Origin of the sequence: Paenibacillus sp. 102 (assembly GCF_039549175.1) — a bacterium.
In the GTDB taxonomy this organism is placed as follows: domain Bacteria; phylum Bacillota; class Bacilli; order Bacillales; family Bacillaceae_G; genus Bacillus_A.
The window spans coordinates 366,662-390,169 of the sequence record NZ_JBCGHT010000001.1 but is presented as its reverse complement, the minus strand read 5'-3'; the positions used below and the strand labels follow the sequence as shown (position 1 = coordinate 390,169).

The window sequence follows — 23,508 nt, the reverse complement described above, 5'->3', positions numbered from 1 at the left end:
GGAAGTGTGTGTGTATAGGAAGAAAGAAAATGTGATAATTTCATGTACTGTACTGACAAGTTAAATAAACGAATGTTATAATACAAATAATCCCAAAAATGGAATGGGAGGAGAGGCTTATGTTTAAGAAAGTAGGTTTTTGGGGATTTATTATTTCGTGCGGTTTATTCGTGATTTTAAGTCAATTTACGAATAATGAATGGATAAATGTTTTTCTTGTTTTAGGATTTATTTTTCTTCTCTTTCAGTATTGGAATGAAGGGAAAGAATATAGTAGAAAAAGTATTGGGATGATTGCAATTGTAGTTATTGTCTTCTCGTTTGCTACAGCTTTTATTGTAATAGAAGGTCAGAGGGAAATGGAAAAGATGACAATTTTTCAAGATTGGTTAACGGCGGCAAAAGGCCTTTATATTTTAATTATCATTGTTATTCTTATGAGAATTGTGATGAGAGTTGGTAGCTATATTTTAGAGAGAGAAAGGAAATGAATAATTTTAGTACATAACATTTTGAGAGAGGAGAAGGGTATGAAGGAAAAAATAGGGTTTTATGGTGTATTAATTTGTTTGATTGTATCTATTATTTCAAGTCGATTCATTGACAGTGACTGGATAGCCGTTCTGATTACTGTAGTCACATTGATTTTTGTTTTATTATATCGTGGTGCCGAATGGAAAACATATAGCAGAAAAAAGAAGATTATTTTAATTGTTGAGTTCGTTGTTTTAATGAGTACGCTCCCATTTATTTTGATGGAAGGCGGTAAACAAATGAACACGATGCCGATTTTTCAAGGATGGTTATCTTTTGCTAAATTACTGTATTTAATTGCTATTTTAATAATAGTTGGAATAATTGTCACAAAAGTAAATGGGAAACTATTAGTAGATAATGAATCTAAAACATAAAAAGTGCTACCTCGCTAAGAGATAGCACTTTTTATTATTTTACAGAATGAGCCTTTTGCATTTTTTTTATCAATCGAATTTGTCCCCGATGATTAATTTCGTCTTCAAAGACGTGAAACCATTTGAAATAGTTATTTGCTGGTTTATCGTGCCAAAACGGTGTTGTTTTATATAGCCATTCGTCAGGCAGTGATTGAAACGTTGCGATCGTGTTAGTGCGAACTTCTTGTAATGCATTTATGTAGTAGTCTATTGGATGATTTTTAATCGTTTGACGTCCAAGATCACCCAATTCAACTCCTGGTAACCAGCGTTCTAATTCAGCTTCTGTTGGTTCGCGATCTTCAAAAGTATGAATCTGATAGTAAAATTCGATTGCAGCCATATGATATAACAGCATGCCAATGGAATTTGCCTCATCATCGTACAAATAATCGAGTTCTTCAATTGTTAAGTCTTGTACAGCTTGCATAGTCGTATAGCGAGCATAATTCATCATAGACACAAGTTTTGAAAACTCTACGTTTAATCCGTTCATCTTATCAATTACAAAATTCAATAGAAATGCCCCCTAGTAAATGATTTCTTCAGAGAAAGATTTCTCTATACAGGAAGAAATTCCTGTTAAATAAAGAAGGAAAATTCCCCTGTGTTAAAAGAAAGAATCGTTACATAAGGGAAAGGTTAACCAATAACAATAAGGTCTCTATTCGCCTTTGTAATTACTTCATATCCATTTTTTGTAACAACAATATCATCTTCAATTCTACAGCCGCCCCAGTTTGGAATATAAATACCTGGTTCAACAGTCACAACCATTCCTTCTTGTAAAGTAGCTTTACTTTCTTGTGATAATCGAAGTGGTTCATGAATCTCTAATCCAACGCTATGACCGGTAGAATGACCAAAATATTCACCGTAGTCGTGATCTGTAATGTAATTTCTTGTTACATCATCAATCGTTTTTGCGGATGCACCTGGTCTAATTGCTTCGGTTCCTCGTTTTAACGCCTCCAATACAATGGTATATATCTTTTTAAATTCTTTGGAGTAACTTCCAATCGCGACAGTACGTGTTAAATCAGAGCAATATCCGTTATAGAGTGCACCGAAATCTAATGTCACAATATCTCCATCTTCAATTATCTTACTTGTAGCTACACCGTGCGGGAGAGAAGAACGAACTACGGAGGCGATGATAATATCAAATGATGAAGATGAAGCTCCTTTTTTTCGCATGAAAAATTCTAATTCATCTCGGACATCAAACTCTGATACGCCGGGTTTTAGAAAGCTTGTTATATGTTGAAATGCTTCATCTACGATACGAGCTGCGATTTTCATTGTTTCGATTTCAGGGTCTTCTTTAATAGCACGGATTGTTTCTACTAGTTCACTTACTTGTACAAGTTCGATGTTTGTATATTTTTTTAACTCGCTATATTGTTTTAAGGTCATATTGTTTTCTTCAATGGCTAACTTTTTAATGTTTAATCTGGTTATCTGATTTGCAATCTCTTGTTCAATGTTTCCTTTATGCATAATGATTTCAGCTTCTTTTACTTGTGTTTTTGCTTGATTGATATAACGGAAATCTGTAATAAATATAGCATTTGTAGCAGATAGCAAGACAACACCAGCGCTACCTATAAATCCAGTTGCATATCTGCGATTTTCTTTCTTTGTAATGAGTAATCCGTCTATTCCAAATTGATGTAGTTGTTCTTGTATTTTTTTTATTCTTGAAGTCATATTGATTCCTCCCTTTCGCCTTCTTATATAAAGCAATAATTGTGCCAATGTAATTTTCTTTGTATCACTACCTAAGTTGTCAAAATGAAAGAATATAACTCTCATTTGTGTCTATATTTTTTTACATGAAACGTATAAAGTGTCAATTTTTTTATCATTTACATTGGTATGATAGAGGGAGGATGAGGCAATAAAAAAGATGGAATACATAATTTTATCTCGCTATTTTCGGGTAGTAAGACTCCCGCCTCAAGATTCATAGAGAAACGAGGACGATAGGCGGGGAATGAGGGGGGGGGAAGTTTCACTTTATAAGAAAAAACGCAATGATTACTCACAATCATTGCGTTTTTGTGTTTTTTATTAACTTAAGCTTTTAATTTCATCACCGTATCAGCATCTGGTGTTACATACAATGTTTGCTGATTATCATATGTAACAAATCCAAGTTTGGCACCGCTCGGTTTTTTAACATGACGAATCTTTGTGAAATCTACAGGAACAGAGCTAGAATCTTTCGCTTTACTGTAATAAGCAGCGAGTTTGGCAGCTTCTAATAAAGTTTCCTCGGAGGGTTCTAAAGAACGGATGACAACATGAGATCCAGGTATGTCTTTCGTATGTAACCAAATTTCGTCACGGCGTGCAAACTTTGTTGTTAAATAATCATTTTGCTTATTATTTTTACCAACTAAAATTTCTGTTCCGTCGCTCGCGATGTACTTATCTAATATTGGTTTTGTTGGTTTTTTCTTTCCGTTTTTTGCTTTACGGTTACGCATATAACCTTCTTCAGCTAATTCTTCGCGAATTTCTTCAATATCTTTTGAAGAAGCAGCTTCCATTTGTTGGAGTAGGCTATCAAAATAAAGGATTTCTTCATTTGTTTTTTTTATTTGTTCTTCGACAATTGAAACGGAATTTTTCGCTTTTTGATACCTTTGGAAATAACGTTGTGCATTTTGTGATGGTGTTCGTAACGGGTCTAGCGTAATGGTTACGGTTCCGCTATTTTCGTCATAGTAATTAATGACTTCAATTTTTTTATCACCTTTTTTTAATGCATACATATTAGCAGTAAGCAGTTCACCAAATAATTGATATTTATCGGCTTTTCCTGCATCTTGTAAGGTTTTTTCTAATTTGATTAATTTTTTTTCATTCTTTGTTTTTTCATTGTGCATAAATCGTTCTAGATCATGAGCCTGTTGTTTTACACGGTCACGCTCTGCTTTTCCGAAGAAGAAACGATCTAATAATTCACTTACAGATGAGAAAGATTTCTTGTCACCTTTCAAGTGTTCGAGAGGCAATAGGTAAAAGAACTCTTTTCCATCTGCTATTATCATCGTTGGTTCATATTGATGCAATTGTAATGGTTTTTGTAATGTGAAAAATGCTTCTGATAACGCAATTTCGTTTACCATACCAGCTTTTTTTACAACTTCTTTCGCAAATAGTGGAGAAATCCCCATAAAGGCTCCAACGAGCTGTTTATCCATATTTCCTGATAAAAAGTCTAGCGGTCTTATGAATTCTTCTTTTGTTTCAACGTGTAATGGATTTACTTTATGCTGCGCTGGTGGTGCAACATATTCCGCTCCAGCATATACAGTACGATGGCGGTTTACAGCTAAAGAAACGTGTTTTAAGCTGTCTAAAATAATGTTTGTTTTCGTGTCTACTAAAATAATATTGCTGTGGCGACCCATTATTTCAATTACTAATGTTTTTAGTGATTCATCACCAATTTCGTTGCGACTCCGAACGGTAATTTGAATAATGCGCTCTAAATCGATTTGTTCAATTTTTTCAATAAATCCACCTTCCAAATGTTTGCGAAGAAGCATGCAAAACATTGGTGGTAGTGCGGGTGAGTCATAACTTTGATTTGTAAGATGCATCCGCGCATATGTAGGGTGTGCGGAAAGAAGTAATTTTTGATTTTTTCCGTTTGCTCGCATATGTAACAAAATCTCATATTTTGAAGGTTGATATATTTTGGAAATTCTTCCTGTTTGAAGAGAATTTGCAATTTCATGTGTAATCGCTCTTGTAAATAATCCATCGAATGCCATGATGAACACTCCTTTCTAACTAAATGTTAATTATAGCATTTTTTTGGACTGGGCTGAATAAGCTTTCATTAGAGCATGTCTGCAATCAGGAGGTCGATAGCGAGATGAATTGGTATGAAATGCGTGCACATGAAGTGGAAGAAAGAGCGAATACGAATGTGAAGGTAGGGTTGTCAGAGCAAGAAGCGGAAGGGCGCTTAAAGAAGCTAGGCCCAAATGAATTACAAGAAGCAAAGCGGCCTTCTGCACTCGTTGTATTTTTATCACAATTTAAAGATTTTATGGTGCTTGTTTTATTCGGTGCAACGATTATTTCAGCATTTTTGGGAGAGTACATTGATGCCATTGCGATTGTAGCAATTGTGATTATTAATGGGATTCTTGGTTTTTTTCAGGAACGAAAAGCAGAAAAGTCACTTGAAGCTTTAAAGGAACTAGCCGCCCCGCAAGTGACAGTTTTACGAAATGGAAAATGGGTAAAGGCACCATCAAAAGCGCTTGTTCTTGGGGACGTCCTTAAATTTTCGAGCGGGGATCGTATTGGAGCTGATATTCGTCTTATTGAAACATCCAGTTTATATATCGAAGAATCAGCGTTAACAGGGGAATCTGTACCTGTTCAAAAGAAAGTAGAAGCATTACAAGGTGAAAATGTTGCGATTGGTGATCAAAGAAATATGGCTTTTATGGGAACGATGATAACGAGAGGGTCCGGGATAGGGGTAGTAGTAGGGACAGGAATGAATACTGCAATGGGACAAATTGCAAATATGTTACAAAATGCGGAGCAAATGGAAACGCCGCTGCAAAGAAGATTAGAACAACTTGGAAAGATTTTAATCATTGTGGCTCTTATTTTAACGGCACTTGTTGTACTAGCTGGGGTCTATCAAGGAAATGAAGTGTACCATATGTTCTTAGCTGGTGTGTCCCTTGCTGTTGCAGCAATTCCAGAAGGATTACCAGCAATTGTTACGGTCGCATTGTCACTTGGTGTACAGCGCATGATAAAAAAGAGAGCGATTGTTCGAAAATTACCAGCAGTAGAAACTTTAGGGTGTGCTTCTGTTATTTGCTCGGACAAAACAGGAACGATGACACAAAATAAAATGATGGTAACACATATGTGGTCAGGTGGCGAAACATGGCATGTAACAGGGCAAGGGTACGAGCCTACTGGATCGTTTATGAAAGATGAGCAAAAGGTTAATCCAGCATCTACAAGGTCGTTATATCAATTGTTAACATTTGGGTGTCTATGCAATAACGCTAATATTGTAAAAAAGAAGAAAACGTATGTTTTAGATGGAGATCCGACAGAAGGTGCACTTGTTGCAGCGGCGATGAAAGCGGGAATATCACGTGAGGCTTTAAAAGAGAAGTTTGAAATTATTCATGAGTTCCCGTTTGATTCCACACGTAAAATGATGAGTGTAATCGTTCGTGATCGTGATGGTAAAAAATTTGTAGTTACAAAAGGGGCACCTGATGTTCTATTGCAAATGAGTCAAACCATTTTATGGGGAAATAAACAGCAGCCTTTAAGTGAATTATACCGTAAAGAAGTGCAGGCGGCGATCCATAGTCTTGGGAGTCAAGCGCTTAGAACAATAGCAGTGGCGTTTAAGCCGTTAAAAATAACGGATTCAATTGAACAGGAAAAAGAAGTAGAAAAAGACTTTATGCTTGTTGGGATACAAGGAATGATAGATCCGCCAAGACCAGAAGTGAAACAGGCTGTAAAAGAATGTAAAGAGGCCGGTATTAAAACGGTAATGATTACAGGTGATCATAAAGTGACAGCGATGGCTATTGCAGAACAACTAGGGATTTTACCACAAAATGGTCGCGTTGTAGAAGGTGTGGAACTAGCAAATATGTCTGTAGACGAATTAGAAGATATTGTAGAAGATACTTATGTGTTTGCACGTGTATCACCGGAACATAAGTTAAAAATTGTAAAGGCTCTTCAAAATAAAGATCATATTGTGGCGATGACAGGTGACGGAGTGAATGATGCCCCAGCTATTAAAACAGCTGATATTGGGATAGCAATGGGGATCACAGGAACGGATGTTGCCAAAGAAGCCTCATCTCTCATATTATTAGATGACAATTTTGCTACAATTAAATCGGCAATTAAAGAAGGTAGAAATATATATGAAAATATTAGGAAATTCATTCGTTATTTACTAGCATCAAATGTTGGGGAAATTTTGGTTATGTTATTTGCGATGATACTCGCACTGCCGCTTCCAATGGTTCCGATTCAAATCTTATGGGTGAATTTAGTAACAGATGGTTTACCAGCTATGGCACTAGGATTAGATGCAGCTGAGGGAGATGTAATGCGAAGAAATCCACGGCATCCGAAAGAAGGTGTGTTTGCAAGAGGGCTTGCCTGGAAAATTGTGAGTCGGGGATTTTTAATTGGTTTTGTAACCTTACTTGCATTTATTATTGCGTTTAATCAGCACCCAAATGAATTGAAATATGCGCAAACGGTAGCTTTTGCTACACTCGTTTTAGCACAGCTTATTCATGTGTTTGACTGCAGGAGTGAACACTCTATATTCCATCGTAATCCTTTTGGGAATATATATTTAGTTGGAGCAGTTATTATTTCGGTGTTATTAATGCTTGTGGTTATTTATTATCCACCATTGCAACCGATTTTTAGTACAATGCCAATTCAAGCGAGAGATTGGTTATTAATCGTTGGTTTATCGTCTGTTCCAACATTTTTATTAGTTGGTTCTTTATTGACAGGGAAAAAGGAAAAAAAGAAGCCTGTATTGTATAAGAAGGGCATAAACTTGAAATAGTCAATGATATGAAAATGTGATATAATTTACAAAAGGTAGTAGAGCTATATCTCTATTACCTTTTTCATTGAGTTATTTCATGGCGTGGATGTGATAAAAATGATTTCTAGTATGACAGGATTTGGACGAGCGAAGGTGGAAAATGACGCTTTTCAAATCACAGTAGAAATGAAGTCAGTGAACCATCGCTTTTTAGAGATGAACATTCGACTTCCGAAGCAAATGATGGTTTTTGAGGACAAAATTCGTAAGTTAATTGCAGAACAAGTTCGCCGCGGGCGTATTGAGGTATCCATTAGTATTACAGGGGAAGAGCTTGTTGAAAGAAAGTTAAGTGTGAATTGGCCGCTTCTCAAGCAGTATAAATCCATTATGGAAGACGTGAAAACAGAATTTCAATTACAAGATTCCATTACACTGCAACAATTAATGGCAATGCCGGAAGTAACGGCGATTGAAGAAATAGAAAATGTAAATGAACAGTTTGAACAAAATTTATATGAAGCTGTTCGCCAAGCAGCTCGTATGTTAAAAACGATGAGAGATGGCGAAGGAGAAAGATTACATAAAGACATAGCGTATCGTTTGCAAGAAATTCACAATTGTGTCAATGCGATTATTCCTCATGCACCAATTGTGATTCGAAAGTATCGTGAACGATTGGAAAATCGCTTAAAGGAATTACATAATCAAGAGTTAGATGAACAAAGGTTATTAACAGAAGTAACAATATTTGCAGAGCGCTCGGATATTCATGAAGAATTGGTGCGATTGCAAAGTCACTTAGATCAATTTTATGAGGCGCTTGAGATTTCGGAGCCTGTTGGTAGGAAAATGGACTTCATTGTACAAGAGATGCATCGGGAAATTAACACGATTGGTTCTAAGGCAAATGACTTAACAATTTCAAAATATGTTGTAGAAATGAAAAATAACCTTGAAAAAATTCGTGAACAGGTACAAAATATTGAGTAGCTGTCAAAAAATATATAAAGTTATACGTGGTGGAGAAATCGGATAGACTTACTAGGAGGCGCAAACTATGGCCATGCGGTTTTTAAATATTGGATACGGAAACATTGTATCCGCTCATCGAATTATTGCAATTGTAAGTCCGGAGTCAGCTCCTATTAAACGAACGGTACAGGAAGCGCGTGAGCATAACGTGTTACTTGATGCTACGTATGGGAGAAAAACAAGGGCGGTTATTGTTATGGATGATGGGCATATTGTACTAAGTCCAATTCAGCCAGAGACGATTGCACATCGTTTAAATAATAAAGAAGATTTAAGTGAGGAAGGGTAGGTTTTACATATTTATGAGAAGTAGAAGAGGGTTGCTCATCGTTCTGTCAGGACCTTCTGGCGTTGGGAAAGGGACGGTTCGAAAAGAGTTGTTCAGCCATGAAGATACAAAATTTCAATACTCTATTTCAGTAACGACACGTAAACCACGTGAAGGTGAAGTAGATGGTGTGGATTATTTCTTTAAAGAGAGAGAAGAGTTTGAAGAAATGATTCGGGGCGAAAGGTTGCTTGAGTGGGCAGAGTTTGTTGGGAATTACTATGGAACACCAATCGATTATGTTGAACAGACATTACAAGAAGGAAAAGATGTGTTCTTAGAAATTGAAGTACAAGGAGCAATTCAAGTAAAGAAAGCTTTCCCAGAAGGTGTATTTATTTTCTTAGCTCCTCCAAGTTTATCAGAGCTTAAAAATCGCATCGTTGGTCGCGGTACAGAGACTGAGGATGTTATTGAAAATCGTTTAACTGTAGCAAAAGAAGAAATCGAGATGATGGACGCTTATGACTATGTAGTAGAAAATGATAAAGTAGAACTTGCTTGTGAACGCATTAAAGCTATTGTGGTTGGTGAACATTGCCGCCGCGAAAGAGTAGCGAAATATTATAAAGAAATGACGGAGGGTATATAATATGTTAAATCCATCAATTGATTCATTACTAAAAAAAATCGACTCTAAATATACATTAGTAACGGTAGCTGCAAAACGCGCTCGTGAAATGCAGATTGTTAACAACTGTGTTATTGAAAATCCTGTTTCTCATAAATGTGTAGGTAAAGCATTGGAAGAAATCGATGCGGAAGCATTAAATTATGTGCCAAGCGAAGAGAAAGTATCTGAGTAAAGCATTCTCTTCGACAAATAAAAACATAGACTTTATACTTTTCTATGTAACGGTAACAACCTATTTACAAGTAGGTTGTTATTTTTTTACAGATGGAAGAATGTAAGTAGGATGTTTGCGAAAAAGAATCCCATGGCTTCAGCCGTGGGATTGGTCAAGATAGAGCTAAAAAGAAATAGGCTTTTGTTTCATGAAATACTAGCACTGACGAGCTGGAATGGATATATTTCAGTAGAATAAGTTTGAAAAAGAAAGAGGACGAGTCATATGCTAAAAGGGAAAAAGGTACTTCTATGTGTAACAGGAGGTATTGCTGTTTTTAAAGCAGTTGCGTTAACGAGTAAATTAACACAAGCAGGAGCACTTGTAAAAGTAATGATGAGTGAATCAGCGATGAAATTTGTTACACCTCTAACATTTCAAGCGCTTTCCCGCCACGATGTATACACGGATACGTTTGATGAAAAAGATTCTGCAGTTATCGCTCATATTGACTTAGCAGATTGGGCGGACGTTGTGCTTGTTGCTCCAGCAACAGCGAACTGTATCGGAAAACTAGCAAATGGTATTGCTGATGATATGATTACAACAACATTATTAGCTACTACAGCACCTGTTTGGATCGCACCTGCTATGAATGTGCATATGTATGAAAATAAAATTGTTCAAAAGAATATGATGACGTTACAATCAGTAGGATATACATTTATTGAGCCTGGAGAAGGCTTTTTAGCATGTGGATATGTTGCGAAAGGTCGATTAGAAGAACCAGAAACGATTATTGCCCGATTGCAAGAAGTTTTTTCAGAACATAAACCATTAAAGGGAAAGAAAATTTTAGTAACAGCTGGTCCAACTCGTGAAAAAATTGATCCAGTACGTTTCATGACGAATTTTTCTTCGGGGAAAATGGGTTATGCGCTAGCAGAAGTTGCGGCTAACTTAGGGGCGGATGTAATTCTCGTTTCAGGTCCAACTGCTATAACACCGCCTAGGAATGTAACAACTGTGCAAGTAGAATCTGCACAAGAGATGTTAGAAGCTGTAATGCAATATTATGGATGTATGAATGTTGTGATTAAAACAGCTGCAGTAGCAGATTATCGTCCCAAAATTGTGCATGATCAGAAGATGAAAAAGAAAATCGGCGATGCTGTCATTGAGTTAGAAAGAACAACTGATATTTTGAAAACACTCGGTGAGAAAAAAGAACATCAGTTACTTGTCGGTTTTGCCGCTGAAACGACAAATATAGAAGAATATGCAACGAAAAAATTACGTGAAAAAAATGCGGATATGATTGTTGCAAATGATGTAAAAGCGCAAGGAGCAGGATTTGGTACAGATACGAATATTGTAACAATGTATAGAAAAGATGGAGAAGTGATTCGACTGCCTCTTTTAACAAAGAAAGAAGTTGCACGTGAAATCTTAATGAAAATCGAAGCGATGTTAGAAGAGGATCATGTATGAAATTTGCAAGTGTAATCGTTGATGTACCGGCACGTCAAACAGACCGCCCATTTGATTATGTTATCCCAAAGAAATGGGAGGATATTGTACAAACAGGTATGCGTGTAGTCGTTCCATTTGGTCCACGAAAATTACAAGGTTTCATTATTGAAATAAAAGATTCAGTCGATGTGGAAAGTAAGAAGTTAAAAGCATTATATGAAATACTAGATGTTACCCCAGTTTTAAATGAAGAATTGTTAAAACTGGGATTTTGGCTGACGGATGAAACGTTATGTTATACAATTTCAGCTTTTCAAGTTATGCTTCCAACAGCGATAAAAGCAACTTATAACAAGCGATTGCAGCTCCATAAGTCGGAAGAAGTAGCGCCGGAAATTCGTGATTGGTTTCAAGGGAAAGAAGCAATAGATTGGGAAGAAATTGCCGCGCACTCACATATGTATCGCATGGTTCAAAAAGAGATAACAAAGGGCACTATTGAAGTTATCTACAAAGTAAAGGATAAAGTACAAAAGAAGAAACAAAGAGTGGTTCAGCCAGAATTGCCACAGGAACAATTAGAGGCAGCAGCATTTGAACTGAAAAGTAAAAAGCAACAAGATGTACTTTATTACTTTGTAGAAAATTATCATAGCGTGGCATTAAAAGCGTTAACGGAAGAACTACAAATAACAGATGCACCAGTAAAGTCTCTTGTAAAAAAAGGATTACTTTTAGAAAAGTATGTTGAAGTATATCGTAATCCATATGACGACGAGGCTTTTGAACAGACAAAGCCATTTCCACTCACAGATGAACAAAATCAAGTGATTACACCTATTTTGTCATCTATTGAAAATGAAACATATAATCCATTTTTACTATATGGTGTTACAGGAAGCGGTAAAACAGAAGTTTATTTACAATCCATTGCTGCAGTATTAGAAAAGGGAAAGGAAGCCATTGTGCTCGTTCCAGAAATCGCGTTAACGCCGCAAATGGTAGACCGTTTTAAAGGACGATTTGGCTCGCAAGTTGCGGTTCTTCATAGTGCGCTTTCTGTTGGGGAAAAATATGATGAATGGCGGAAAATTTTACGGAAAGAAGTAAAGGTGGTCGTCGGGGCACGCTCTGCTATTTTTGCGCCATTTGAAAACTTAGGAATTATTATTATTGATGAAGAACATGAATCAAGCTATAAACAAGAAGATAATCCAAGATATCATGCTAGAGATGTTGCAGTTTGGAGAGGGAAATACCATAATTGCCCAATCGTACTCGGTAGTGCAACGCCGACACTTGAATCGTTTGCTAGAGCGAAGAAAGGCGTGTATGAGCTATTAACAATGCAAAAGCGTATGAATGAACAAGCACTGCCGACAGTAGAAATTGTTGATATGCGTGAAGAGCTTCGTGATGGAAATCGGTCTATGTTTTCGAAATTACTTCATGAAAAAATAGCAGATCGGCTAGAGAAGAAAGAACAAATGGTTCTTTTTTTAAATCGAAGGGGCCATTCAACGTTTGTCATGTGCCGTGATTGTGGATATGTAGTGCAATGCCCACACTGTGATATATCACTCACCTATCATAAAATGAATCATCGTTTAAAATGTCACTATTGTAGCTATGAGGAAAGTATGCCAACTGCTTGTCCTGCTTGTAATAGTTCGTATATTCGTTTCTTTGGTACAGGAACGCAAAAGGTAGAAGAAGAAATTACAAAGTTATTTCCTGAAGCGCGGGTTATCCGTATGGATGTTGACACAACGAGTCGTAAAGGGATGCATGAAAAACTATTAAAAGCGTTTGGTGAAGAGAAAGCAGATATCTTACTTGGTACACAAATGATTGCGAAAGGGCTTGATTTTCCAAAGGTTACACTTGTTGGTGTTTTAACAGCTGATACGATGCTTCATTTACCAGATTTCAGGGCAAGCGAAAAGACATATCAGTTATTAACACAGGTAAGTGGGCGTGCAGGAAGACATGAATTACCAGGAGAAGTGGTAATTCAAACATATACGCCTGAACACTATAGTGTAGAACTAGCAAAAGATCAGCAGTACGATGTATTTTTCGAACAAGAAATGCAAATGAGAAAAATGAGGCAATATCCACCGTATTATTACGTCGTACTTGTAACCGTTTCGCATCCAGAGTTATTAAAAGCAGTACAAGTAACGGAAAAAGTTGTCAGTTATTTACGAACGCATTGCTCTCGGCAAACAATGGTGCTAGGACCGGTTGCTTCAGCAATTCCAAGGATAAAAGATAGATATCGATACCAATGCATGATAAAATACAAGCGGGAACCAAACTTAAAGTACGTGCTCAAAATGGTAAATGAACATTATCAAGCAGAAATGCAAAAGGATTTGCAGATCTCAATCGACTTTAATCCAACAATGTTAATGTAGCGGAGGAAAATATGGCAGTTTTAGAAATTGTAAAGCACCCAGATGAAGTATTAGAAACCCCATGTGAACGGGTAATTAACTTTGATAAAAAGTTAGTAAATTTATTAAAAGATATGCATGAAACAATGTTAGTTGCAGACGGCGTGGGCTTAGCTGCGCCACAAGTCGGTGTAAGTTTGCAAGTAGCTGTTGTTGATATCGGTGATGATACTGGAAAGATTGAACTAATTAATCCAGTTATTTTAGAAAAACGTGGTGAACAAGTGGGTCCCGAAGGCTGCTTAAGCTTTCCGGGACTTTATGGTGAAGTGGAACGTGCAGACTATATTAAAGTACGCGCGCAAAACCGCCGTGGTAAAATCTTTTTATTAGAGGCAGATGATTTTCTAGCACGTGCAATTCAACATGAAATCGATCATTTACACGGTGTGTTATTTACATCAAAAGTGACGAGATATTATGAGGAAAATGAATTAGAAGAGATGTAAAAGGAGCGGTTTTTGAATGGTAAAAGTAGTATTTATGGGAACACCGGACTTTTCTGTACCGGTGCTTCGTCGTCTTATTGAAGATGGATATGATGTAATAGGTGTTGTAACGCAGCCGGATCGTCCAGTGGGCAGAAAAAAGGTTATGACACCAACACCTGTTAAGGTTGAAGCGGAAAAACATGATATCCCGGTATTACAACCGTTAAAAATTCGTGAAAAAGACGAATATGAAAAAGTATTAGCATTAGAGCCGGATTTAATTGTGACAGCTGCGTTCGGACAAATTGTACCAAACGAAATTTTAGAAGCACCAAAGTATGGATGTATTAATGTTCATGCTTCATTACTTCCAGAACTTCGCGGCGGTGCACCAATTCATTATTCCATTATGCAAGGAAAAGAAAAAACAGGTATCACAATTATGTATATGGTTGAAAAATTAGATGCTGGAGATATTTTAACGCAAGTAGAAGTGGAAATTGAAGAGCGCGAAACAACAGGCTCATTATTTGATAAATTGAGTGAGGCTGGAGCACACTTATTATCAAAAACTGTTCCCTTGTTAATCCAAGGGAAATTAGAACCGATGAAACAAAATGAAGATGAAGCAACATTTGCTTACAATATTAAACGTGAGCAAGAAAAGATTGATTGGACGAAAACAGGAGAAGAAATTTACAATCACATTCGTGGTTTAAATCCGTGGCCAGTTGCTTATACGACTTTAGCAGGACAAGTTGTAAAAGTATGGTGGAGCGAAAAAGTTCCTGTAACTAAGCAGGCTGAAGCGGGTTCTATTGTAGCGATTGAAGAAGATGGTTTCGTTGTGGCAACAGGAAATGAAACTGGGGTTAAAATTACTGAACTGCAACCATCTGGTAAAAAGCGCATGAGCTGTTCGCAGTTTTTACGTGGAACAAAACCTGAAATTGGTACGAAGTTAGGAGAAGACGCATGAGACAAAATGTTCGTGAGTTAGCTCTCGATGGTTTAATACAAGTAGAAAAAAGCGGTGCTTATAGCAACTTGCTTTTAAATAATTTGATTGAAAAAAGTGAAATTGATCGAAAAGATATCGGCTTGTTAACGGAAATTGTATATGGTACAATTCAGCGTCGTGATACGCTTGATTATTATTTACAACCATTTCTGAGAAAAAAGGTTGAAGCGTGGGTAAAAGTTTTACTCCGTTTATCTTTATATCAAATGATATACCTAGATCGTGTTCCAGAAAGAGCGGCAATCCATGAAGCGGTTGAAATTGCAAAGCGTCGTGGGCATAAAGGGATTGCTGGAATGGTAAATGGGGTGCTGCGTTCAATTCAACGTGAAGGTGTTCCATCTGTAGAAGAAATACAAGATCCCGTAAAACGTCTTGCTGTTGCGATGAGTCATCCAGAGTGGCTTGTACAAGAATGGGTGTCAGCATATGGGTTAGAAACGGCGCAAAAAATGTGTGAAGTAAACATGCTTCCACCTGTTTCGGCAGCACGTGTGAATGTCGATAAAGCAACGGTAGAAGAAGCGATTGCCTTGTTGGAAAATGAGGGAATACAAGCTAAATATGGTGATTTATCAGAAGATGCTATTCAAATTGAAAAAGGGAATGTCGCGCATACAGAAGCGTTTCAAAAAGGTTTCCTTTCTATTCAAGATGAAAGCTCTATGCTTGTTGCGCGTGCCTTGGAACCAAGTGCAGGAGATACAGTGCTTGATAGTTGCGCAGCTCCAGGTGGGAAGACAACACATATCGCAGAGCGCTTAAAAGGAACTGGAAAGGTAACATCTCTTGATTTACATCCGCATAAAGTTCGTCTAATCGAGCAACAGGCAAAGCGACTTGGCTTAGAGAATGTAGAAAGTAAGGCATTAGATGCAAGGAAAGTCCAAGAGCATTTTGCAAACGAAAGCTTTGATAAAATCTTAGTAGATGCACCATGTTCTGGGTTTGGTGTTATCAGACGTAAACCTGATATTAAATTAGGGAAAGAAAAAGGCGATAGTGAAAGACTATCGACAATTCAGCTAGCAATATTAGACAAGGTAGCGCCTCTGTTAAAAGCAGGTGGTCGTCTTGTTTATAGTACATGTACAATTGAAAAAATAGAAAATGAACAAGTAATAGAGCGATTTTTACAAGATCATCCTGAATTTGAATGGGATACTACGATAAAAGAGCGCATGCCAGAAAAATTACATCCTTATATAAATGATGGACAAGTACAAATTTTACCGCATTATTTTGCAACAGATGGCTTTTATATTGCTTGTTTAAGAAAGAAGGTGTAGCATCATGGAAACGACTGTAAAAAAACAAAAGAAAAATCTAGAAACAAAAAAACCATCAATTTACTCTTTACAACTTCATGAAATGCAAGATTGGTTAAAGGAACAAGGTGAACCGAAATTCCGTGCAGGCCAAATTTTTGATTGGCTATATAAAAAACGTGTAAAAAATTATGAGGATATGACAAACCTTTCCAAAGGATTGCGTGATAAATTGTCGAATTCCTTTGATATTACGACTTTAAATACGTTAGTAAAACAAACATCTTCTGATGGAACAATTAAATTTTTATTCCAATTATATGATGGCTATTCGATTGAAACGGTATTAATGCGACATGAATATGGAAATTCCATTTGTGTAACAACGCAGGTAGGTTGCCGAATTGGTTGTACATTCTGTGCATCAACACTAGGTGGTTTAAAGCGAAACCTAGAGGCTGGAGAAATCGTCGCGCAAGTAGTAGAGGTTCAACGTGCGCTGGATGAGACGGATGAGCGCGTGAGTTCTCTTGTTGTAATGGGAATTGGAGAGCCATTTGATAACTACGATAATTTAATGGCATTCCTACGCATTGTAAACCATGAAAAAGGAATTCATATTGGTGCACGTCATATGACGGTTTCAACAAGTGGGATCATTCCGAAGATTTACAAGTTTGCTGAAGAAGATATGCAAATTAACTTTGCGATTTCATTGCACGCTCCAAATACAGAATTACGTTCAAAGTTAATGCCGATTAACCGTGCTTATAAGCTGCCTGACTTAATGGAAGCTATTAAATACTATGTAAATAGAACTGGGCGTCGTATTACGTTTGAATATGGTTTATTTGGAGGAGAAAACGACCAAGTTGAGCATGCTGAAGAGTTGGCCCAACTTTTAAAAGGTGTAAAATGTCATGTGAACTTAATTCCGGTAAACTACGTACCAGAACGCGATTACGTAAGAACACCACGTGAACAAATTTTCTTATTTGAAAAAACGTTGAAAGACCGTGGAGTGAATGTAACGATTCGCCGTGAACAAGGTCATGATATTGATGCTGCCTGCGGTCAGTTGCGTGCAAAGGAGCGCAAAGAGGAGACGAGGTGACAAGATGAAAGCCGTGTTTCTATCGGATAAAGGTAAAGTTCGTCAACATAATGAAGATAGTGCAGGAGTTTTTCATAATTTAGATGGAGATATTTTAGCTGTAGTAGCTGATGGAATGGGAGGTCATCGAGCAGGCGATGTTGCTAGCTCGATGGCCATTCAACTATTCCATGATTATTGGAAGCAAACGTATAATATGGATACACCAAAAAAAGCAGAAGAATGGTTACATACAAACGTTGAAATGATTAACGAGAGGGTATACGAATACTCGAAGAAGCACACGGAGTGTAGTGGTATGGGGACTACTGTTATTGTTGCGATTTGTACGGCGGGATTTGTAACAATTGGACATATAGGAGATAGTCGTTGTTATATGTTATCAGATGGAGAAATTTCACTTATAACTGAAGACCATTCACTTGTAAATGAACTTGTCAGGTATGGTGAGATTTCAAAAGAGGATGCAGAGTATCATCCAAAAAAGAATGTGCTTTTACGAGCGCTTGGAACAGAAGAAAAAGTTGGATTAGATGTTAAAACATTAGTGTTAGAAGAAAATGATCAACTGCTTCTTTGCTCTGACGGATTATCAAATAAAGTTGCTATGGATGATATGCGAAAGATTTTGCAATTAAACGAACAACTCGAGACAAAGGGAGAACATCTTATTCAACTTGCGAATGATCGTGGTGGAGAAGATAATATTACCCTTGTCATTGTTGATTATGCGGGTTCGGCAAACGAAAGTAGGTGAATTACAACGTGCTGATTGGAAAACGCCTAAATGACCGTTACAAGCTACTGAAAATGATTGGTGGCGGAGGAATGGCCAACGTATATTTGGCTCATGATGATATACTGGGCCGGGATGTAGCGGTAAAAATACTACGACTCGATTATGCAAATAATGATGAGTTTATTAAACGTTTCCATCGAGAAGCGCAATCTGTTACAACGTTGTCGCATCCGAATATTGTGAATATGTATGATGTTGGGGAAGAAGAGGGAATTTATTATCTTGTTATGGAATATGTACCTGGGCAAACATTAAAGCAATACATAAATCAGCGTGGAATGTTACCTATAGGAGAAGCTCTTGATATTATGGAGCAGTTAACATCTGCAATGGCGCATGCCCATCATTTTGAAATTGTACATCGAGATATAAAACCGCATAACATCTTAGTTCGGGATGATGGAGTTGTGAAAGTAACTGATTTTGGAATTGCGACAGCTACAAGTGCAACGACGATAACCCATACAAACTCAGTGCTAGGTTCTGTTCATTATTTGTCACCAGAACAAGCACGTGGGGGGATAGCGAATAAACAATCAGATATTTATTCACTCGGCATTGTTATGTTTGAATTGTTAACAGGGCGACAACCATTTTCAGGGGAGTCCGCCGTTGCGATAGCTTTAAAACATTTACAAAACGAAACACCATCTCCAAAACGCTGGAATCCAGATATTCCGCAAAGTGTAGAAAATATTATTTTAAAAGCAACTGCAAAAGATCCGTTTCATCGATATCAGTCTGCTAATGCAATGAAAAGAGATATTGAAACAGCACTTTACCCGGAACGTATAAACGAACAACCATTTTATATACCTGAAGATATGGAAGCGACGAAGGCGATTCCGATTATTCAACAAGAACAGTTATTTGGAAATGTAAGTGACGAAACAATTGTATTGAATGGAAGCAAAGCGGATAAGCAGATAAAAAATGAAGAAGTCAAACCGAATGTGGAAAAAAAACGAAGTAATAAATGGTTAAAAGTATTAATTACAACCTTTTTACTTTTAGCAATCGGTACAACGTTAGCGCTTACGGTAATTCCAGGATTCTTTATCCCAAAAGATGTGAAAATTCCTGATGTGTCTGATATGAAGTATGAGACTGCAGTTAATGCTCTTGTTGAGAAAGGATTTGAAGTTGCTGAGCCAAACATTGTTTATACAGATGATGTTGAAGCGGGGAAAGTAATTAAAACAAGTCCAGCAGCAGGAAGGGTTGTAAAGGAAAGTTCTAAAATTACAATCTATCAATCCGGCGGGAAAAAAAAGAGTAAAATGAGTAATTTAATCGGAAAAGATTTTGGTAGTTTGAAGGACGAATTGGAAGGGAAATATAAAATTATTGTTCCATCCTATATTGAAAGTGATAAACCAAAAGGTCAAATTCTAGACCAAAGTCCAGCAGCAGATCAAATGGTTGTGGAAGCGGAGCAAGACGTGAAGGTTTGGATAAGTAAGGGTCCTTATCAAATTAGACTGGGTGATTTTTCAGGGTGGACTGAAAATTATGTGAATAGCTATTTGAATGAAAATAAACTTGTTCCTAATATAAAAAGAGAGTATTCGGATACAGTTGAGAAAGGTTTGGTGGTCTCACAAGCACCGAAACCAGGGACTCCGTTAAAAGAAGAAGATAAAGTAACGGTTACTATTTCAGATGGACCAAAACCGAAAGTAACGAAGACTGTAAAAGTTGATAACATTTCGCTTCCGTATGAGGCTCCCGCAGAAGGTGAGAAAAAACCACAAACAATTGAAATTTATAAAGAAGATATGCAGCAGAAAATGGATAAACCAATTGAAACCCGAACAATAACAGAATCTGCTACTATCTCTTTGGAATTTGTAATCCAAGAAGGAACAAAGGGTCATTACAAAATTGTTCGAGATGGAACGACAATTATTGATAAAGAAGTGCCATATCCAGCCCAGTAAAGGTGTGACTCCATTTGGTGGATTCCACCTTCTTCGTATGGAGGGTGGAATTTGTTGCTCTTGCCTGTTATGCTGTTAACGTAGTGGATGGCAAAAAGGACGAGAAATTACCATTGAAATAGAGGGACAGCCATAAAAGTGAGGTAGGAATAAAGGATAAACTAACTGGTAGATCGTTAGTTTTATCCTACTATCCCGTTTCAAGGTTTTAAGGAAGGGATAACTATAGGTATAATCCTACTTGATAAGGGACGGATAATCATTTCACTTTATATAGAATAAAGGAGAATTATATGGCAGAAGGAAAAATTATAAAAGCTTTAAGTGGTTTTTATTATGTGCAGCATGAAGGTGAGATTACACAATGCCGTGGGCGTGGTGTATTCAGAAAAAATAAAATTACACCGCTTGTAGGAGATCAAGTAGTTTTTCAAGCGGATAATCCGAATGAAGGCTATGTTTTAGAGGTTTTTGAGCGAAGAAATGAACTTGTTAGACCACCAATTGCCAATGTTGATCAAGCAATCCTTGTCTTTTCAGCAGTTGAACCAGATTTTAACCCAGGATTATTAGATCGATTTCTAGTATTAATCGAATATCATAACATTAAACCGATTATTTGCATTAGTAAAATGGATTTAGTAGATGAAAAAATGCGAGAAAACGTCGAATCTTATGCGAATGATTATCGTGAAATGGGATACGATGTGTTGTTTACTTCGATAAATACATCGGAAAGTATTGATATTTTAAAACCATTTTTAGAAGGTTGTGTCTCTGTTGTTGCGGGGCAATCTGGTGTAGGGAAATCTTCCATGTTAAATGTATTACGTCCAGATTTAGCGCTGAAAACAAACGATATCTCTTCACATTTAGGACGAGGGAAGCATACGACAAGACATGTAGAATTAATTGCAGTTGGAAGTGGACTTGTTGCAGATACACCTGGATTTAGTTCACTTGATTTTATTGATATAGAAGTAGAAGATCTTACATATTGTTTTCCAGAGTTGAAAGAAGAGAGTCAATACTGTAAATTTAGAGGGTGTACACATCTTTCTGAGCCGAAATGTGCGGTGAAAGCTGCGGTGGAAGAAGGAAAGATTACTCAGTATCGTTATGAAAACTACAAACAATTTGTAGAAGAAATTAGAGAGAGAAAGCCGAGGTATTAGTCATGATTAAAATTGCACCATCGATTTTATCAGCAGATTTTTCAAAATTAGGGGAAGAAATTAAAGATGTAGAAAAAGGCGGAGCGGATTATATCCATGTTGATGTAATGGATGGACACTTTGTTCCAAACATTACAATTGGTTCGTTAATTGTAGAGGCGATTCGCCCGATTACATCTTTACCATTAGATGTACATTTAATGATTGAAAATCCTGATAATTATATCCCTACTTTCGCAAAAGCTGGAGCGGATATTATTACTGTTCATGTAGAGGCTTGCCCACATTTACATCGTACGATTCAACTAATTAAATCACATGGTATCAAAGCTGGGGTTGTATTAAACCCGCATACACCAGTTTCAACGATTGAGCACGTATTAGAAGATCTTGATATGGTATTGCTTATGACAGTAAATCCAGGATTTGGTGGTCAGAAATTTATTCATTCTGTATTACCAAAGATTAAACAAGTTGCGGAAATGGTTAAAGAGCGTAATTTACAAGTAGAAATCGAAGTTGATGGTGGTGTAAATGCTGAGACTGCGAGACTTTGTGTGGAAGCAGGAGCGAATGTTCTTGTAGCTGGATCGGCAGTATACAATCAAAAAGACCGCGGTGAAGCAATTCGAGTAATTCGTGGATAACGAATAAAAGTTTTCATGACCTGTTAGAACGGGATAATGTGAAAAAAGGCAATCTACCGACTGGCAGATTGCCTTTTTCTATAGAAGGGGAAGAAAAGATGATCATTCATATTTTAGCTGGAGGACCTGAGGAGTACTGTGCAGATTTCTCTCATTATGAAAATGAGGAAGTTGTATGGGCTGCGGTTGATCGTGGTGTATATCGTTTGTTGCAAAGGGGAATCATGCCAACCGTTGCATTTGGTGACTATGACTCAGTTACAGATGAAGAATTAGTGTGGATGCAAAAACAGACTGATGAGTTGCATATTGTTCCTCGTGAAAAAGATCAAACGGATTTAGAAATTGCAATTCATTGGGCATTGGAGCAAAAACCAGATTTGATTCGTATTTTTGGCGCTACAGGTGGAAGACTTGATCATGGATTAGCAAACATACAAATGCTTTTAAAAGGACTAGAAGCATATACTGAAATGTATATCGTTGATAATAAAAATGAAATCTCCGTAAAAAAAGTAGGCACATATATAATTGAAGAAAATGAACAATTTCCATACGTATCTTTTGTACCTGTTACGGAAATTGTAAAAGGTATTACACTTCGTGGCTTTAAATATCCTCTTACTGATAAAACGATAGAATGGGGATCAACACTTTGTATTAGTAATGAACTCATTGCGGAAAAAGGTACTTTTTCATTTACTTCTGGCATATTAATGGTGATAAGAAGCACTGATTGAAGAAACATATTTGCTCCTTGCATCATATAGTAAACAAGTGGAGTAATGGGGATTAGGAGGGAAACCATGAGATTTTATACAATTAAGTTACCTAAATTTCTTGGTGGAATTGTTCGCGCGGTGTTAAATACCTTTAAAAAGGACTAAAAAAGCACCATTAATGGTGCTTTTTTCATGAGGATAATAAAAAAAGAGCCTAGTGGCTCCTTTTTTTATTATTAAACACGTTCGATTTTGCCAGATTTTAATGCTCTAGCAGAAACGTAAACACGTTGAACTTTACCGTCGATGCGTACGCGAACTTTTTGAAGGTTAGCGCCCCATTTACGTTTTGTAGCGTTCATTGCGTGAGAACGAGAGTTACCAGAACGAGCTTTTCTTCCAGTAATAGCACAAACACGAGCCATCTATATTTCCCTCCCTTAACTACCTTACCATACGTAATTTTTTCAATGTTAGTCTTTTATGCGATGCTAAAAACACTACTATAATTTAACACAACTAAAAAGAGAATGCAACACTGTATAAAAAAGAAATCAAGAAAAATTACTTGACACTAAATTTCAGTAAAGAAAAGTAGAAATCAAGAAAAATCACTTGACACTAAATTTCAGTAAAGAAAAGTAGAAATCAAGAAAAATCACTTGACATATTATAGTGGTACATGTTGTATAATAACAATGGACTATTTTGCTCATCGTAGAAAAGTGTAATAATAATTATAAAATATGAGAGCGAAAAG

23 protein-coding genes are annotated in these 23,508 nt (G+C 36.9%); 19 read left to right on the top strand and 4 right to left on the bottom strand.

Annotated features, from left to right (window positions below; genetic code table 11):
• Positions 1 to 119: 119 nt before the first annotated feature.
• A complete protein-coding gene (locus AAIE21_RS01975) occupies positions 120 to 491 on the top strand; it encodes a YoqO family protein (RefSeq protein WP_343265234.1) in 372 nt (123 codons plus the stop codon).
• Positions 492 to 530: 39 nt separating this feature from the next.
• On the top strand, positions 531 to 911 hold the full coding sequence (locus AAIE21_RS01970; protein ID WP_343265233.1) for a YoqO family protein: 381 nt from the start codon (positions 531 to 533) through the stop codon (positions 909 to 911).
• Positions 912 to 945: 34 nt separating this feature from the next.
• On the opposite strand, the gene AAIE21_RS01965 is transcribed toward AAIE21_RS01970, so the two are convergent.
• From AAIE21_RS01965 to AAIE21_RS01955, 3 genes are all read right to left on the bottom strand, one after another.
• Positions 946 to 1,470 carry a DinB family protein gene (locus tag AAIE21_RS01965; protein ID WP_343265232.1) on the bottom strand — a complete coding sequence of 175 codons (525 nt, stop codon included), beginning with the start codon at positions 1,468 to 1,470 and terminating at the stop codon, positions 946 to 948.
• 125 nt (positions 1,471 to 1,595) lie between these two features.
• On the bottom strand, positions 1,596 to 2,663 hold the full coding sequence (locus AAIE21_RS01960; RefSeq protein WP_343265231.1) for a M24 family metallopeptidase: 1,068 nt from the start codon (positions 2,661 to 2,663) through the stop codon (positions 1,596 to 1,598).
• Between the two features lie 368 nt (positions 2,664 to 3,031).
• Positions 3,032 to 4,741, bottom strand: coding sequence for an Rqc2 family fibronectin-binding protein (locus tag AAIE21_RS01955; RefSeq protein WP_343265230.1), 1,710 nt, complete (start codon positions 4,739 to 4,741; stop codon positions 3,032 to 3,034).
• 104 nt (positions 4,742 to 4,845) lie between these two features.
• Between AAIE21_RS01955 and AAIE21_RS01950 the strand changes: the two genes are divergently transcribed.
• The 17 genes from AAIE21_RS01950 (at position 4,846) to spoVM (ending at position 22,913) form a co-directional block, all read left to right on the top strand.
• Positions 4,846 to 7,566: a calcium-translocating P-type ATPase, SERCA-type gene (locus tag AAIE21_RS01950; protein ID WP_343265229.1), complete on the top strand. Its 2,721-nt coding sequence runs from the start codon at positions 4,846 to 4,848 to the stop codon at positions 7,564 to 7,566.
• 99 nt (positions 7,567 to 7,665) lie between these two features.
• On the top strand, positions 7,666 to 8,541 hold the full coding sequence (locus tag AAIE21_RS01945) for a YicC/YloC family endoribonuclease (protein ID WP_343265228.1): 876 nt from the start codon (positions 7,666 to 7,668) through the stop codon (positions 8,539 to 8,541).
• Positions 8,542 to 8,608: 67 nt separating this feature from the next.
• A complete protein-coding gene (gene remA / locus AAIE21_RS01940; protein WP_001251459.1) occupies positions 8,609 to 8,872 on the top strand; it encodes an extracellular matrix/biofilm regulator RemA in 264 nt (87 codons plus the stop codon).
• Between the two features lie 13 nt (positions 8,873 to 8,885).
• Positions 8,886 to 9,503 (top strand): guanylate kinase, encoded by a 618-nt coding sequence (gene gmk / locus AAIE21_RS01935; protein WP_343265227.1) that lies wholly within the window; start codon positions 8,886 to 8,888, stop codon positions 9,501 to 9,503.
• A gap of 1 nt (position 9,504) precedes the next feature.
• Complete coding sequence (gene rpoZ, locus AAIE21_RS01930) at positions 9,505 to 9,717, top strand: DNA-directed RNA polymerase subunit omega (protein WP_343265226.1); 213 nt, start codon at positions 9,505 to 9,507, stop codon at positions 9,715 to 9,717.
• Between the two features lie 267 nt (positions 9,718 to 9,984).
• Positions 9,985 to 11,190 (top strand): bifunctional phosphopantothenoylcysteine decarboxylase/phosphopantothenate--cysteine ligase CoaBC, encoded by a 1,206-nt coding sequence (gene coaBC / locus AAIE21_RS01925; protein ID WP_343265225.1) that lies wholly within the window; start codon positions 9,985 to 9,987, stop codon positions 11,188 to 11,190.
• On the top strand, positions 11,187 to 13,592 hold the full coding sequence (priA, locus tag AAIE21_RS01920; protein WP_343265224.1) for a primosomal protein N': 2,406 nt from the start codon (positions 11,187 to 11,189) through the stop codon (positions 13,590 to 13,592). The genes coaBC and priA overlap by 4 nt, the downstream gene beginning before the upstream one ends.
• 11 nt (positions 13,593 to 13,603) lie before the next feature.
• Positions 13,604 to 14,080, top strand: a complete 477-nt coding sequence (def, locus tag AAIE21_RS01915) for a peptide deformylase (RefSeq protein WP_343265223.1) — start codon at positions 13,604 to 13,606, stop codon at positions 14,078 to 14,080.
• Between the two features lie 16 nt (positions 14,081 to 14,096).
• Entirely contained in the window at positions 14,097 to 15,041 is a 945-nt protein-coding gene (gene fmt / locus AAIE21_RS01910; RefSeq protein WP_343265222.1) for a methionyl-tRNA formyltransferase, read from the top strand.
• Positions 15,038 to 16,372, top strand: a complete 1,335-nt coding sequence (rsmB, locus tag AAIE21_RS01905; protein ID WP_343265221.1) for a 16S rRNA (cytosine(967)-C(5))-methyltransferase RsmB — start codon at positions 15,038 to 15,040, stop codon at positions 16,370 to 16,372. Before fmt ends, rsmB begins: the two co-directional genes overlap by 4 nt.
• 4 nt (positions 16,373 to 16,376) lie before the next feature.
• On the top strand, positions 16,377 to 17,465 hold the full coding sequence (gene rlmN, locus AAIE21_RS01900) for a dual-specificity RNA methyltransferase RlmN (protein ID WP_343265220.1): 1,089 nt from the start codon (positions 16,377 to 16,379) through the stop codon (positions 17,463 to 17,465).
• Between the two features lie 4 nt (positions 17,466 to 17,469).
• Positions 17,470 to 18,222, top strand: a complete 753-nt coding sequence (locus AAIE21_RS01895) for a Stp1/IreP family PP2C-type Ser/Thr phosphatase (protein WP_343265219.1) — start codon at positions 17,470 to 17,472, stop codon at positions 18,220 to 18,222.
• Positions 18,223 to 18,230: 8 nt separating this feature from the next.
• A complete protein-coding gene (pknB, locus tag AAIE21_RS01890) occupies positions 18,231 to 20,204 on the top strand; it encodes a Stk1 family PASTA domain-containing Ser/Thr kinase (protein ID WP_343265218.1) in 1,974 nt (657 codons plus the stop codon).
• A 293-nt stretch (positions 20,205 to 20,497) separates the two neighbouring features.
• Positions 20,498 to 21,379 carry a ribosome small subunit-dependent GTPase A gene (gene rsgA, locus AAIE21_RS01885; RefSeq protein ID WP_343265217.1) on the top strand — a complete coding sequence of 294 codons (882 nt, stop codon included), beginning with the start codon at positions 20,498 to 20,500 and terminating at the stop codon, positions 21,377 to 21,379.
• Positions 21,380 to 21,381: 2 nt separating this feature from the next.
• Positions 21,382 to 22,026 (top strand): ribulose-phosphate 3-epimerase, encoded by a 645-nt coding sequence (gene rpe / locus AAIE21_RS01880; protein ID WP_343265216.1) that lies wholly within the window; start codon positions 21,382 to 21,384, stop codon positions 22,024 to 22,026.
• Between the two features lie 98 nt (positions 22,027 to 22,124).
• On the top strand, positions 22,125 to 22,766 hold the full coding sequence (locus AAIE21_RS01875) for a thiamine diphosphokinase (protein WP_343265215.1): 642 nt from the start codon (positions 22,125 to 22,127) through the stop codon (positions 22,764 to 22,766).
• A gap of 66 nt (positions 22,767 to 22,832) precedes the next feature.
• Complete coding sequence (gene spoVM / locus AAIE21_RS01870; RefSeq protein ID WP_001213600.1) at positions 22,833 to 22,913, top strand: stage V sporulation protein SpoVM; 81 nt, start codon at positions 22,833 to 22,835, stop codon at positions 22,911 to 22,913.
• 71 nt (positions 22,914 to 22,984) lie between these two features.
• Here spoVM and rpmB read toward each other — a convergent pair whose 3' ends face one another.
• Complete coding sequence (rpmB, locus tag AAIE21_RS01865) at positions 22,985 to 23,173, bottom strand: 50S ribosomal protein L28 (protein ID WP_000124776.1); 189 nt, start codon at positions 23,171 to 23,173, stop codon at positions 22,985 to 22,987.
• Positions 23,174 to 23,508: the final 335 nt, after the last annotated feature.

What these genes read in the sequence shown, in the direction of transcription:
- rsmB (WP_343265221.1), top strand. Translation starts at nt 15,038, where the DNA reads ATGAGACAAAATGTTCGTGAGTTAGCTCTCGATGGTTTAATACAAGTA.
- rsgA (WP_343265217.1), top strand. Translation starts at nt 20,498, where the DNA reads ATGGCAGAAGGAAAAATTATAAAAGCTTTAAGTGGTTTTTATTATGTG.
- AAIE21_RS01960 (WP_343265231.1), bottom strand. Translation starts at nt 2,663, where the DNA reads ATGACTTCAAGAATAAAAAAAATACAAGAACAACTACATCAATTTGGA.
- def (WP_343265223.1), top strand. Translation starts at nt 13,604, where the DNA reads ATGGCAGTTTTAGAAATTGTAAAGCACCCAGATGAAGTATTAGAAACC.
- gmk (WP_343265227.1), top strand. Translation starts at nt 8,886, where the DNA reads ATGAGAAGTAGAAGAGGGTTGCTCATCGTTCTGTCAGGACCTTCTGGC.
- coaBC (WP_343265225.1), top strand. Translation starts at nt 9,985, where the DNA reads ATGCTAAAAGGGAAAAAGGTACTTCTATGTGTAACAGGAGGTATTGCT.
- AAIE21_RS01895 (WP_343265219.1), top strand. Translation starts at nt 17,470, where the DNA reads ATGAAAGCCGTGTTTCTATCGGATAAAGGTAAAGTTCGTCAACATAAT.
- AAIE21_RS01970 (WP_343265233.1), top strand. Translation starts at nt 531, where the DNA reads ATGAAGGAAAAAATAGGGTTTTATGGTGTATTAATTTGTTTGATTGTA.
- AAIE21_RS01945 (WP_343265228.1), top strand. Translation starts at nt 7,666, where the DNA reads ATGATTTCTAGTATGACAGGATTTGGACGAGCGAAGGTGGAAAATGAC.
- AAIE21_RS01875 (WP_343265215.1), top strand. Translation starts at nt 22,125, where the DNA reads ATGATCATTCATATTTTAGCTGGAGGACCTGAGGAGTACTGTGCAGAT.
- fmt (WP_343265222.1), top strand. Translation starts at nt 14,097, where the DNA reads ATGGTAAAAGTAGTATTTATGGGAACACCGGACTTTTCTGTACCGGTG.
- AAIE21_RS01950 (WP_343265229.1), top strand. Translation starts at nt 4,846, where the DNA reads ATGAATTGGTATGAAATGCGTGCACATGAAGTGGAAGAAAGAGCGAAT.
- priA (WP_343265224.1), top strand. Translation starts at nt 11,187, where the DNA reads ATGAAATTTGCAAGTGTAATCGTTGATGTACCGGCACGTCAAACAGAC.
- rlmN (WP_343265220.1), top strand. Translation starts at nt 16,377, where the DNA reads ATGGAAACGACTGTAAAAAAACAAAAGAAAAATCTAGAAACAAAAAAA.
- AAIE21_RS01955 (WP_343265230.1), bottom strand. Translation starts at nt 4,741, where the DNA reads ATGGCATTCGATGGATTATTTACAAGAGCGATTACACATGAAATTGCA.
- rpe (WP_343265216.1), top strand. Translation starts at nt 21,382, where the DNA reads ATGATTAAAATTGCACCATCGATTTTATCAGCAGATTTTTCAAAATTA.
- spoVM (WP_001213600.1), top strand. Translation starts at nt 22,833, where the DNA reads ATGAGATTTTATACAATTAAGTTACCTAAATTTCTTGGTGGAATTGTT.
- rpoZ (WP_343265226.1), top strand. Translation starts at nt 9,505, where the DNA reads ATGTTAAATCCATCAATTGATTCATTACTAAAAAAAATCGACTCTAAA.
- remA (WP_001251459.1), top strand. Translation starts at nt 8,609, where the DNA reads ATGGCCATGCGGTTTTTAAATATTGGATACGGAAACATTGTATCCGCT.
- rpmB (WP_000124776.1), bottom strand. Translation starts at nt 23,173, where the DNA reads ATGGCTCGTGTTTGTGCTATTACTGGAAGAAAAGCTCGTTCTGGTAAC.
- AAIE21_RS01975 (WP_343265234.1), top strand. Translation starts at nt 120, where the DNA reads ATGTTTAAGAAAGTAGGTTTTTGGGGATTTATTATTTCGTGCGGTTTA.